The organism is Alloalcanivorax profundimaris, assembly GCF_015265435.1.
In the GTDB taxonomy this organism is placed as follows: Bacteria; Pseudomonadota; Gammaproteobacteria; order Pseudomonadales; family Alcanivoracaceae; genus Alloalcanivorax; species Alloalcanivorax profundimaris.
In genome coordinates this window covers 1-11,688 of sequence record NZ_JABJWH010000009.1, presented here as the reverse complement: position 1 = coordinate 11,688, position 11,688 = coordinate 1, and the positions used below count along the sequence as shown (strand labels likewise).

9 protein-coding genes are annotated in these 11,688 nt (G+C 66.3%); 8 read left to right on the top strand and 1 reads right to left on the bottom strand.

Going from position 1 to position 11,688, the window contains the following annotated elements:
* Positions 1-173: 173 nt before the first annotated feature.
* Both HMJ39_RS05415 and HMJ39_RS05410 read left to right on the top strand, forming a co-directional pair.
* On the top strand, positions 174-587 hold the full coding sequence (locus HMJ39_RS05415) for a hypothetical protein (RefSeq protein WP_194296561.1): 414 nt from the start codon (positions 174-176) through the stop codon (positions 585-587).
* Positions 588-828: 241 nt separating this feature from the next.
* The gene (locus HMJ39_RS05410; RefSeq protein ID WP_194296560.1) at positions 829-1,236 is read left to right on the top strand and encodes a hypothetical protein; all 408 of its coding nucleotides are present in this window, start codon (positions 829-831) and stop codon (positions 1,234-1,236) included.
* Positions 1,237-1,515: 279 nt separating this feature from the next.
* On the opposite strand, the gene dbpA is transcribed toward HMJ39_RS05410, so the two are convergent.
* Positions 1,516-2,898: an ATP-dependent RNA helicase DbpA gene (dbpA, locus tag HMJ39_RS05405; protein ID WP_194296559.1), complete on the bottom strand. Its 1,383-nt coding sequence runs from the start codon at positions 2,896-2,898 to the stop codon at positions 1,516-1,518.
* A 207-nt stretch (positions 2,899-3,105) separates the two neighbouring features.
* Between dbpA and smc the strand changes: the two genes are divergently transcribed.
* The 6 genes from smc to HMJ39_RS05375 all read left to right on the top strand — a co-directional run bounded on the left by smc (position 3,106) and on the right by HMJ39_RS05375 (position 11,565).
* Positions 3,106-6,600, top strand: coding sequence for a chromosome segregation protein SMC (smc, locus tag HMJ39_RS05400; RefSeq protein ID WP_194296558.1), 3,495 nt, complete (start codon positions 3,106-3,108; stop codon positions 6,598-6,600).
* A 73-nt stretch (positions 6,601-6,673) separates the two neighbouring features.
* Positions 6,674-7,690, top strand: coding sequence for a cell division protein ZipA (gene zipA / locus HMJ39_RS05395; RefSeq protein ID WP_194296557.1), 1,017 nt, complete (start codon positions 6,674-6,676; stop codon positions 7,688-7,690).
* A 147-nt stretch (positions 7,691-7,837) separates the two neighbouring features.
* The gene (gene ligA / locus HMJ39_RS05390) at positions 7,838-10,180 is read left to right on the top strand and encodes an NAD-dependent DNA ligase LigA (protein WP_194296556.1); all 2,343 of its coding nucleotides are present in this window, start codon (positions 7,838-7,840) and stop codon (positions 10,178-10,180) included.
* Between the two features lie 95 nt (positions 10,181-10,275).
* Positions 10,276-10,854, top strand: a complete 579-nt coding sequence (locus tag HMJ39_RS05385; RefSeq protein ID WP_161383085.1) for a transglycosylase SLT domain-containing protein — start codon at positions 10,276-10,278, stop codon at positions 10,852-10,854.
* A gap of 18 nt (positions 10,855-10,872) precedes the next feature.
* The gene (locus HMJ39_RS05380; protein WP_161383084.1) at positions 10,873-11,301 is read left to right on the top strand and encodes a hypothetical protein; all 429 of its coding nucleotides are present in this window, start codon (positions 10,873-10,875) and stop codon (positions 11,299-11,301) included.
* Between the two features lie 24 nt (positions 11,302-11,325).
* Positions 11,326-11,565 carry a YheU family protein gene (locus HMJ39_RS05375; RefSeq protein ID WP_161383083.1) on the top strand — a complete coding sequence of 80 codons (240 nt, stop codon included), beginning with the start codon at positions 11,326-11,328 and terminating at the stop codon, positions 11,563-11,565.
* The last annotated feature ends 123 nt before the right edge of the window (positions 11,566-11,688 follow it).

The window sequence follows — 11,688 nt, the reverse complement described above, 5'->3', positions numbered from 1 at the left end:
TGTGGTCCCAGTGGTTTGGGAGGTGCATGTTGTTCGGGTGATTGCTAAATAGAAAAATGAAAGAAACATTATATATTTTATTGTTGTATTTTATGGTGGTGGATGCTTCGGCCTCCAGGAGGCCGATCTGAACTTGGTCGCTTTAATTGCGTTTATGGGTGTGTATAGGGCGTATGAAATTTAGTATTATTTCGGTGGTGTTTCTTTCTTCCATTGTGATGGTTGGTAATGCTGCCAATAGAGGCTGGTACATAAAAAATGCCGAGGTCGTTTCGGTTGGCTCTTATTATGATGGTAATCATGTACTGATGCTCAAATTCAGGGCTTTGCCGGCCGACGTTTCCATTCCTGTGTCGAATTGTGCCCTGACATGGAGTGATGGGAATACGACCGCATCTGACGTGATGGTTGTTACTTGGTGGTCGGAGGATAAGCCCCATTCAAGGGTTCAGGCTCAATACTCCACGGCGCTCGCTGCCCATGCCCAGAAGTTGCCTGTGGATATCCATTTTGAGACCTCTCGCTGCTCCTCTACTTCCGCTCGTCCATATGGCAATTTTTGGACGGGTATTAGGTTCTCTGAGTGACTAGCAAACGGTTCCGAACAGGCGCTATATCGAAGGGGCCGCTAATGACATGGGTTCGTGCGGGGTGCGTTTGAGTTCGGCTTTGGTATGGCAGTTGAAAATTGGCAGTCGAGCCGATACCGAAGGTTGAATCTGATCACGCTGGCCTTGCCGTTTTCTGTGCGTTGCTCGGATATTGGTTTTTGGATTAATAAATGATTTTGAAAAATATGGTTTTAAAGTTACTTTTTAAAGGGGGACTATGATGAAGGTGGTAAAACGAGTTTTCGTTGCTTTTTTATTGTCTGTTTCTTCACACTCTTTTGCTGATCAAGTTTGGCTTGATCAGGATTTAATGGTTGAAGATGTTGTGGTGTATTCTCAGTATGATAAAAATGTCATGACTGTAAGAGTATCTTCCAATGAACCACTGAGCGTCGGCTGTGCACCTACAGATACCCATGGCATTTTCAGCTATTGGACCAGCGCCGACTTCAACGGTGCCGCGAAAACCCGGGTTGCTACCTTGCTTGCGGCTCAAGCTCAGCGGCTTCCCATAAGAATTTTGGTGGATGTTGGCAACTGCAACACTTATGGCGGCTGGAGTGCGTATGGTGAGCCGTTTGGTCTTGGTGTTGCTTTTTATGGTGTCAGGGTTATTAGAGAATAGCGCCTATTGTTAGGTGGCTTTCGCGTTTGGTCAGGTTCGGTTTTTGAAGTGCTGTTCGCGTTTCTAGGTATGCGGCGATACGGGTAAGCAGGTCTGATTTTTAAAAGTAGAGCGGCATTTCTAGGTCTTGATCCAGTAGGGGATTAATGGTGGGGGCGATCACTAAACGGGCTGAGCAGTAAGTGGCCAGAGGAATCCCCGATTTTGGTTGGCAAACTTTGGTCGCCGGAAAATCGCCTCCAATCGCGATTGAGCCAGGCCGCTTTTCGTGGCCGCCGGCTAAAGCCGGCGCACGCGCAGGGAGCGGCCCTTGATCTTGCCAGCCTGGAGGCGCTGCAGGGCCTTGTCGGCGACGGCGCGGTCCACGGCCACATAGGCCTGGTGGTCGAAGAGGGTGATCTTGCCCACCTTGTCGCCGGGCAGGCCGGCGTCGCCGGTGAGGGCGCCGAGGATGTCGCCGGGGCGCAGCTTCTGCTTGCGGCCGGCGCCGATGCACAGGGTCGCCATGGGCGCCCGCAGCGGGCTCCGGTCGGCGTGGGGGCGCACCTGGTCCAGGGCGTGCCAGGGCAGGGCGCCGGGGTGCTGGTCCTCGATGGCCAGGGCGCGGCGCATTTCCGGCGGCGCCACCAGGGTCAGCGCCAGGCCGCGCTCGCCGGCGCGGCCGGTGCGGCCGATGCGGTGGGTGTGGGTTTCCGGGTCGCGGGCCGGCTCCAGGTTGATCACCAGATCCAGGGCGGCGATGTCCAGACCCCGGGCGGCCACGTCCGTGGCCACCAGCACCGCCAGGCTGCGGTTGGCGAACAGGCCCAGCACCTGGTCCCGGTCGCGCTGCTCCAGGTCCCCGTTCAGGGCCCGGGCGGAGACGCCCTGGGCGTTCAGGTGGTCCGCCACCTCCTGGCATTGCCGCTTGGTGGCGCAGAAGGCCACGCAGGACGTGGGCCGCAGGCTGTAAAGCAGCCGCGTCACCGCCTCCAGGCGGGTATCCGGCGTCACCTCGTAGAAACGCTGCTCGATGTCCGGGCGGTCCTCTTCCGTGGCCACCTTGATGGACACCGGATCGCGCAGGAAGCGGCCCGCCAGGGCCTGGATGGCCGGCGGCCAGGTGGCGGAGAACAGCAGCGTCCGCCGCCGCGCCGGGGTCCGTTCGACGATGCCGGCGATGCTGTCCACGAAGCCCATGTCGAGCATGCGGTCGGCCTCGTCCAGCACCAGGGTATTCAGGCCGTCCAGGGACAGGGTGCCCTTGGCCAGGTGCTTCTCGATCCGCCCCGGGGTGCCGACGATGATCTGCGCGCCGTGCTCCAGGGAGCCCACCTGGGGCCCCATGGCCACGCCGCCGCACAGGGTCAGCACCTTGATGTTGTCCGTCCCCCGGGCCAGCCGCCGCAGCTCCCGGGCCACCTGGTCCGCCAGCTCCCGGGTGGGGCACAGCACCAGGGCCTGGCAACGGAAGTCCCGGCGGTCCAGCGAATGCAGCAGCCCTAGCCCGAACGCGGCGGTCTTGCCGGAGCCGGTGCCCGCTTGGGCGAGCACGTCCCGCCCCTCGAGAATGACGGGCAGGCTGCGCGCCTGGATCGGCGTCATGGCCGTGAAGCCCAGCGACGCCAGGTTCGCCAGCGTGGCGGCGTCCAGCGGCAGGGAAGCGAAATCGGTATCGGTCATGGCACGGCCTGGAAAGCAGGGAAGGGCGCGCATTCTAGCACCTTCCGCCCCCATCCCGTCCCCGCTGGAGCGACAAGCGCGGCCGGGCCCTCCCGGTTACCGCAAGCACACGTAAAAAGCCCCCGGGCCGGGTGAATTCAAGCCCTCTTGCCGCTAGACTAGTCTGCTTTAGATCGTTGGAGCGGCGATGGCCGCGGTTCGCACCCTATGAGACTGAAAACCATCAAGCTGGCCGGCTTCAAGTCGTTCGTGGATCCCACGTCGGCCTCGTTTCCGGACAACCTGACCGCCGTGGTCGGGCCCAATGGCTGTGGCAAATCCAACATCATCGACGCGGTACGCTGGGTGATGGGCGAGTCCTCCGCCAAGCACCTGCGCGGCGAATCCATGGCGGACGTCATCTTCAACGGCTCCAACGCCCGCAAGCCGGTGGCCCAGGCCTCCATCGAGCTGATCTTCGACAACTCCGACGCCACCGTCACCGGCGAGTACGGCAAGTTCAACGAAATCTCCGTGAAACGCCAGGTGACCCGGGACGGCCAGTCCAACTACTTCCTCAACGGCACCAAATGCCGCCGCAAGGACATCGCCGACATCTTCATGGGCACCGGCCTGGGCCCGCGCAGCTACGCGATCATCGAGCAGGGCATGATTTCCCGCCTGATCGAGGCCAAGCCGGAGGAACTGCGGGTCTACATCGAGGAAGCGGCGGGCATCTCCAAATACAAGGCGCGGCGCCGCGAGACCGAGAACCGCATGCGCCGCACCCGCGAGAACCTGGAGCGCCTCACCGACATCCGCGAGGAGCTGGAGCGCCAGCTCGAACGCCTCAGCCGCCAGGCCGCCGCCGCCGAGAAGTACAAGCAGTACAAGGAAGAAGAGCGCCACAAGAGCGCCCAGCTCAAGGCGCTGCGCTGGAGAGGCCTGGACACCCAGGTCAAGCAGCTTGATCAGGTGATCGGCGAGCTGGAAGTGGCCCTGGAGGCGCGCATCGCCGAGCAGCGCCACGCCGACGCCGAGATCGAGGCCCTGCGCGAGAACCACAACGACGTCCAGGAAAGCTTCAACCAGGTGCAACAGCGCTACTACGCCCTGGGCGCCGAGGTGGCGCGCCTGGAGCAGAGCATCCAGCACCAGCGCGAGCGGCGCCAGCAGCTCTACGAGGAGTTGGAGCAGGTGAGCGCCAGCTGGAAGGAGGCGGAGGCCCACCAGAGCGCCGATGCCGAGAAGCTGGCGGAACTGGACGAGAACCTGGCCAGCCTGGAGCCGGATCTGGAGCTGACCCGGGAGCGCGAGGAAACCGCCGCCGAGGCCCTGGCCCTGGCCGAGGACGCCATGCAGGAATGGCAGCAGGCCTGGGAAGCGTTCAATAACAAGGCCGGTGAATCCCGCCGTCAGGCGGAGGTGGAGCAGTCCCGCATCCAGCACCTGGAAAAATCCATCGAGCGCCTGGGCGACCGCCTGGAGCGCCTGGCCAAGGAGCAGGAATCCCTGGATTCCGGGCCCCTGGCCCAGGAAATGCGCCAGCTCGAGGAGCAGGTGGCGGAGTTCCGGGAGCAGGGCGAGGAAAGCGAGCTGCGCGCCGAGAGCCTGCAGGAGCGCATCAACCAGCTGCGCCGGGAGAACGGCGAGCGCGGCCGCGAGCTGGACGAGGCCCGCGACCGGCTGCAGGCGGCCAAGAACCGCCACACCTCCCTGGAGGCCCTGCAGAAGGCGGCCATGGGCGACGACGGCGCGGTCAGCGAGTGGCTGGAGCGCCATGAGCTGGACCAACACCCGCGCCTGGCGGACCGCATCCAGGTGGCCGAAGGCTGGGAAAACGCCGTGGAAGCGGTGCTCGGCGAGGCCCTGCAGGCGGTGGCCATCGACGGCCTGGACCGGGTCGGCGACTGGCTCGGCGACCTCACCCACGGCCGCGTCACCCTGATCCAGAACAGCGCCCCCGATGCCGCCGACGGCGATACCCTGCTGCGCCGCCATGTGCGCGGCGAGGTCCCCGAGGGCCTGCTCGCCGGCGTGCACGCCGCCGAGGACCTGGGGGCCGCCCTGGCCCTGCGCGGGCGCTTGGCCGCCGGCGAATCCGTGGTCACCCGGGACGGCATCTGGCTGGGCCCGGACTGGCTCAAGGTGGTGCGCGAACAGGACCAGGAGGCCGGCGTGCTGGAGCGTCGCCGCGAGCTGGAGGCTCTGGCCGGCACCATCGACACCGGCGAGGCCCGGGTGGAAGAGCTCAAGGCGGCCCTGGAAGAGGCCCGCGAGGCGATCGCCGAGCTGGAGGAAGAGCGCGAGGAAGTGCAGCGCCAGGCGGCCCGCATTAACCGGGAACTGGGCGAGGTGAACGCCCAGGTCAGTGCCCGCCAGGTGCGCCTGGAGCAGATCACCATGCGCCGCGAGCGCCTCGGCAACGAGATGGAGGAGGCCCGCGGGCAGCTCCAGCAGGAGGAGGAACAGGTCAAGGAGGCCCGCGCCGTGCTCCAGGAAGCCCTGGACGCCATGGAGCAGGACTCCGGCGAGCGCGAGGCGCTGCTGTCAAAGCGCGACGAAGCCCGCGCCCGCCTTGACGACGCCCGCCAGCAGGCGCGCCAGCAGCGCGACCTGTCCCACCAGCTGGCCATGGACGCCCAGGGCGCGCGCACCCAGGCGGACGCCCTGCGCCAGAACCTGGACCGCCTGTCCTCCCAGGTGGCCAGCCTCGGCGAGCGCAAGGCGCAGCTCGAGGAGCAGGCCAGCGAGGGCGGCGACCCGGGCCTGGAACTCCAGGAACAGCTGGAGGAAAAACTGGAACAGCGCCTGGAGGCGGAGCAGCAACTGGCCGAGGCGCGCCGCCGCCTGGAGGACGTGGAGCACCGCATGCGCGACCTGGAAGGCCGGCGCGGCCAGCACGAGCGCCAGGCCCAGGAAGTGCGCGACACCATCAACGGCAAGCGCATGCAGTGGCAGGACCTGACCACCCGCCGCCAGACCGTGGCCGAGCAGCTCGACGAGCAGCACTTCGACCTCAACACGGTGCTCGACAACCTGCCCGAGGAGGCGGACGAGAAAGACTGGGCCGAGGAGCTGGAACGCATCGGCCAGCGCATCGCCCGCCTGGGCCAGATCAACCTGGCGGCGATCGAGGAATACCAGCAGCAGTCCGAGCGCAAGCAGTACCTGGATCAGCAGAACGACGATCTGGAAGACGCGCTCAAGACCCTGGAAAACGCCATCCGCAAGATCGACCGGGAGACCCGTACCCGCTTCAAGGAGTACTTTGACCGCATCAACAAGGGGCTCCAGGAGCTGTTTCCCAAGGTGTTCGGCGGCGGCCACGCCTACCTGGAACTCACTGGCGAGGACCTGCTCGACACCGGCGTGGCGATCATGGCGCGGCCCCCGGGCAAGCGCAACAGCACCATTCATTTGCTGTCCGGGGGTGAAAAAGCGCTCACGGCGTTGTCCCTGGTATTCAGTATCTTCGAACTGAACCCGGCGCCGTTCTGTCTGCTCGACGAGGTGGACGCCCCCCTTGACGACGCCAACGTGGGGCGTTTCTGTAATCTGGTGTCGGAAATGGCGGAGCGGGTACAGTTTATCTACATCACGCACAACAAGATCGCGATGGAAATGGCGCACACCCTGATGGGCGTGACCATGCACGAACCGGGCGTATCCCGCCTGGTGTCCGTGGACGTGGACGAAGCCGCGGAAATGGCGGCCATGTAATGCGGGACGTAACGCGGGAGCACACCGATCCGATGAATCTGGGCGACGCAAGCCAAGCTAAGGAAGAGGCAACATGGGCCTGAATCTGGAAACACTGATTGGCATCCTGGTCATTCTGATCCTCCTGATTCTCGCCGATGGCGTGCGACGCATGATCCGCGAGCGGCACGGCCGCCTGCGCATGCGCATCGACCGCCGTTTCGGCAAGGGCAAGGGCGACGACAACAACGACGAGGACGAATACCCCCACGACCTGGGCAAACCCCGGGTCCGCCGCCGTGGCGAAGCGTCCTTCGACATGGACGGCGTCGACGACCCGCTCGACCGCGCCGACCCGCCGATGATGATGGACCCGGCGGAGACCCCACCGGAGGAAGGCGCCGCCCGCCGCGCCGAGCAGGGCAGCCTGTTCGACGGCGAAGGCGAGGCCGGCGACCCGGCGCCCCGCGCCGCCGAGCCGCCGCCCCGGGTGGAGCCCGAGCCGCCGGCCCCGGAGCCGGAACCCGAGCCGGAGCCGCGTCCCGAACCGGAGCCGCTGCAACCTTCCCGCGCCGCGGACGATCCCGGTAGGAGCGGCTCCGGCCGCGAAACCCCCGAGGCCCCCCCGGAACCGCCCCGCGCGCGCAACAACCACGCCCCGGCCCAGGACGCGCCCCCGCTGGAAGTGATCGTGTTCCACCTGATCGCCCGCCGCCCGGACCGCTTCGACGGCCAGGCCCTGCTGCGCCTGCTGCTGGAAGGCGGCCTGCGCTACGGCGACATGCAGATCTTCCACCGCCACCGCGACAGCAACGCCGGCGACCAGCTGGAATTCTCCGTGGCCAACGCGGTGGAACCGGGCACCTTCGACATCGACACCATGGAAGAAGAGGGCTTCGCCGGCATCACCTTCTTCATGAAGCTGCCCGGCCCCGGCGAGCCCCTGGCCGCCCTGGACCGCATGCTGGCCATCGGCCGCCGCCTGGCCGATGAACTGGACGGCGAGCTCAAGGACGAACAGCACAGCGTGCTCACGCCGCAAACCATGGAGCACCTGCGCCAGCGCGTGCAGGAATTCGAACGCCGCCAGCGCGTCTCCCACGGCGCCTGACCGCCGCCGCACTGCGCTCTCCAGGAAGCGGCACGAGCGCTGGGCGGCACTCCGCTTCGGCCGCGATAGCGACCGGATACCCCGGCGCCCATCGCGGCCGAAGCGGAACGCCATCCGGTCGTCCCCAAAGCAAGGACCCAATACTCTGTGACCTCGAAGAAAACCCCGGCCCCCGCCGACGAGATCCAACAACTGCGCACCACCCTCAACGACTGGTCCTACCGGTACTACACCCTGGACGATCCGTCCGTGCCGGACGCGGAATACGACCGCGCCTTCCGCCGCCTGCAGGAACTGGAAGAGGCGCACCCGGACCTGGTCACCGAGGACTCGCCCACCCAGCGGGTCGGCGACGCCCCCCTGGACGCCTTCGAGGAAGTGCGCCACGCGGTGCCCATGCTGAGCCTGGGCAACGCCTTCAACGACCAGGAACTGCGTGACTTCGACCAGCGCGTGCGTGATCGCCTGGACGTGAGCGGCCTGGTGGACTACGTGGCCGAGCCCAAGCTGGACGGCCTGGCGGTGTCCCTGGTCTACGAGCAGGGCCGCCTGGTGCGCGGCGCCACCCGGGGCGACGGCGAGACCGGCGAGGACATCACCGCCAACGTGCGCACCATCGATTCCATCCCCCTGCGCCTGCGCGGCGATAACCCGCCGGCCCTGCTGGAGGTGCGCGGCGAGGTGGTGATGCCGCACAGCGGCTTCCGCGACCTCAACCGGCGCCAGGAAGAGGCCGGCCACAAGACCTTCGCCAACCCGCGCAACGCCGCCGCCGGCAGCCTGCGCCAGCTGGATTCGCGCATCACCGCCGAGCGCCCCCTGGAGTTCTACGCCTACTCCGTGGCGCGGCTGGAAGGCGAGCCCTGGCCGGATACCCATTCCGCCATGCTGGAGCGCCTGCGCGACCTGAACCTGCGCGTTAACGGCGAGGTGCGCCGCTGCCAGGGCATCGACGCGCTGCTGGATTTCTACAACGACATCCAGGAACGCCGCGAACGGCTCGACTACGACATCGACGGCGTGGTCTACAAGGTGGACCGCTTCGACTGGCAGCGCGACCTGGGCTTCGTCAGCCGCGCGCCGCGCTGGGCCATCGCCCACAAATTCCCGGCCCAGGAAGAGCTCACCGTGCTCAACGACGTGGACTGGCAGGTGGGCCGCACCGGCGCCCTAACCCCGGTGGCCAAGCTGGAGCCGGTGCAGGTGGGCGGCGTCACCGTCAGCAACGCCACCCTGCACAACATCGACGAGATCCGCCGCCTGGACATCCGCGTCGGCGACACCGTGGTGATCTACCGCGCCGGCGACGTCATTCCCAAGGTGGTGAAAACCGTGCCCGAGCGGCGCCCCGACAACGCCCGGGAAATCCACCTGCCGGAACGCTGCCCGGTGTGCGACAGCGAGATACTGCGCGCCGACGACGGCGTGGTGGCGCGCTGCACCGGCGGCCTGATCTGCGGCGCCCAGCGCCGCGAGGCGATCAAGCATTTCGCCTCGCGCCGGGCCATGGACATCGACGGCCTCGGCGACAAGCTGGTGGACGCCCTGGTGGACCAGGAGCTGATCGACAACGTGGCCGACCTGTACAAGCTCAAGGCGGAGGACGTGGCCGGCCTGGAGCGCATGGGCGAGAAGTCCGCCGCCAACCTGATGGCGGCCCTGGAAGCCTCCAAGCACAACAGCCTGAGCCGCTTCCTGTTCGCCCTCGGCATCCTGCAGATCGGCGAGGAAACCGCCAAGGCGCTGGCGGATTGCTTCGGCGACCTGGAGGCGATCCGCCACGCGCCGCTGATGCTGTTCCTGCAGGTGCCGGACGTGGGCGGCGAGGTGGCCCGGGCGATCGCCGCCTTCTTCGCCGAGGACCACAACGAGAAGGTGATCGACGACCTGCTCGCCGCCGGCGTCACCCCGGCCAGCGACGGCGTGCCTTCAAGGCGCTTCGTGGACGCCCTGACCCTGGCCGGTTTCCTGCGCGGCGCCAAGTTCCTGGGCATGCCGCTCAGCGGCGTGGGCGACAAAACCCTGGAGACCCTGGGCCGCCACTACCGGGCGCTGGACGATCTGCTTAAGGCGGTGGAGGCCGGCGAGGACGACGCCGACACCGGCGTCAAGGCCGCCACCCTGGAGAAGCTGAAGGAAGGCCTGCGCGCCGACGACTGGCTGGCGCGTCTGCGGGCCGCCGAGGCGTACGCCGCCAAACTGGCCGACAAGGCCCCCGCCGGCGCCGCCGACGAGCGCCCCCTGGAAGGCCAGACCTGGGTGCTTACCGGCACCCTGAGCCGGCTCACCCGGGGCGAGGCCAAGGAACGCCTGGAAAGCCTGGGCGCCAAGGTGGCCGGCAGCGTTTCCAAGAACACCGCCCGGGTGGTGGCCGGCGAAGCCGCCGGCTCCAAGCTGGCCAAGGCCGAGAAGCTCGGCGTCGAGGTCATGGACGAGGACACTTTCGTCCACTTCCTGGCCGGCCACGGTCTTTCATTGCCGGAACAATGATCGTGGCCGGCGCACCGATGTCGCTACCATCGGTGATGGCGGCCCACCGCCCCGCCGGTTACCATGTCGCCAAGCCGAAATCGTGAGGTCCCTTCATGCGCGTCCTGGTTCTGGCGCTGACATTGCTGCTGCTCGGCGGCTGCGCCACCACCCCCACCCACATCGACGACGTCTGCGCGGTGTTCGATCAGAAGGGCGGCTGGTTCAATAACTGGTACAAGGCCGCCAAGCGCAGCGAACAGGAATACGGCGTGCCGGTGGCGATCCTGATGGCCACCATCTACAAGGAATCCGGCTTCCAGGCCCACGCCAAGCCACCGCGCACCAAGCTGCTCGGCTTCATTCCCTGGACGCGGCCCTCCAGCGCCTACGGCTACCCCCAGGCCCTGGACGGCACCTGGGCCTGGTACCAGCGCGAAACCGGCCACGGCGGCGCCAAGCGCGACGACTTCGGCGACGCCGTGGACTTCGTCGGCTGGTACCACTACCAGAGCCACGTGCGCAATGGCATCGCTCTCAACGACGCCTACCACCTTTACCTGGCCTACTACGCCGGCCACGGCGGCTACGCCCGGGGCGTGTGGAAAAGCCGCCCCTACATGCAGCGCTCCGCCCGCCGCGCCCAGGACATGGCCAGCCGCTACGCGGTGCAGCTGGAGCGCTGCGGACGATGACCGCGCAGGGGAGCCGCCGTGGATAACGAATCCATCGTCTACGGCTGCATCAAGCACCTGCCGTTCGGCGACGAACGGCAGCGCAAGGCGAGCTGCTTTCACAACCGGCGTGCCCTGCGCGCGTTGCCGGAAGCGGACGAGTGGCCCTTCCTCAGCCAGGACATGTTCGCCATCGCCGGCGACCCGGGCGCCGGCGGCGGCTTCCAGACCCAGGTGATTCACTTCGGCATGTCCTACCGGGCGGTGGAATACGAATGGGAACACTGGATCGCCAAGTTCGAACGGCTGCTCAAGCGCATGTACTGGGTCAGCGCCGTGGTGCATCTGGAAACCGAATTCGCCGGCTTCCACACCTTTCTCTGGGACAGCGCCGACGACTACCATGAGCCCTCCGAGGAGCCGCTGCGGGTACGCTGCGAGTGGTCCCGGGAAGGCAACGTGGTTTGAATCCGACACGAGTATGAAGCCGATATGAGCACGCCCATCATCGTGCCCTGGTCCGACATCGACAGGGCCACCCTGGACAACCTGATCGAGGAATTCGTCACCCGCGACGGCACCGATTACGGCGAGCAGGAAGTGCCCACCGCCACCAAGGTGGAGCAGGTGCGCGCCCAGCTGAAGCGCGGCGAGGCCTCGGTGGTGTTCGACGACGCCACCGAAACCGTCTCCGTCATGACCCGCGAGCAACTCCGCGAGCTGGGCCTCTGAGGCCTCACCCCTCCCCAAAAAACCGCTGTCGCGGCTTAGCTCGAAGCGTCTCGGCGTGGCCCCCTTTCCGGGACCCTGTTTGACAGGATGTCAAACCGGGAGCCCCCAGGGACGGGTTCACGG

What these genes read in the sequence shown, in the direction of transcription:
- HMJ39_RS05415 (WP_194296561.1), top strand. Translation starts at nt 174, where the DNA reads ATGAAATTTAGTATTATTTCGGTGGTGTTTCTTTCTTCCATTGTGATG.
- HMJ39_RS05410 (WP_194296560.1), top strand. Translation starts at nt 829, where the DNA reads ATGATGAAGGTGGTAAAACGAGTTTTCGTTGCTTTTTTATTGTCTGTT.
- dbpA (WP_194296559.1), bottom strand. Translation starts at nt 2,898, where the DNA reads ATGACCGATACCGATTTCGCTTCCCTGCCGCTGGACGCCGCCACGCTG.
- smc (WP_194296558.1), top strand. Translation starts at nt 3,106, where the DNA reads ATGAGACTGAAAACCATCAAGCTGGCCGGCTTCAAGTCGTTCGTGGAT.
- zipA (WP_194296557.1), top strand. Translation starts at nt 6,674, where the DNA reads ATGGGCCTGAATCTGGAAACACTGATTGGCATCCTGGTCATTCTGATC.
- HMJ39_RS05385 (WP_161383085.1), top strand. Translation starts at nt 10,276, where the DNA reads ATGCGCGTCCTGGTTCTGGCGCTGACATTGCTGCTGCTCGGCGGCTGC.
- HMJ39_RS05375 (WP_161383083.1), top strand. Translation starts at nt 11,326, where the DNA reads ATGAGCACGCCCATCATCGTGCCCTGGTCCGACATCGACAGGGCCACC.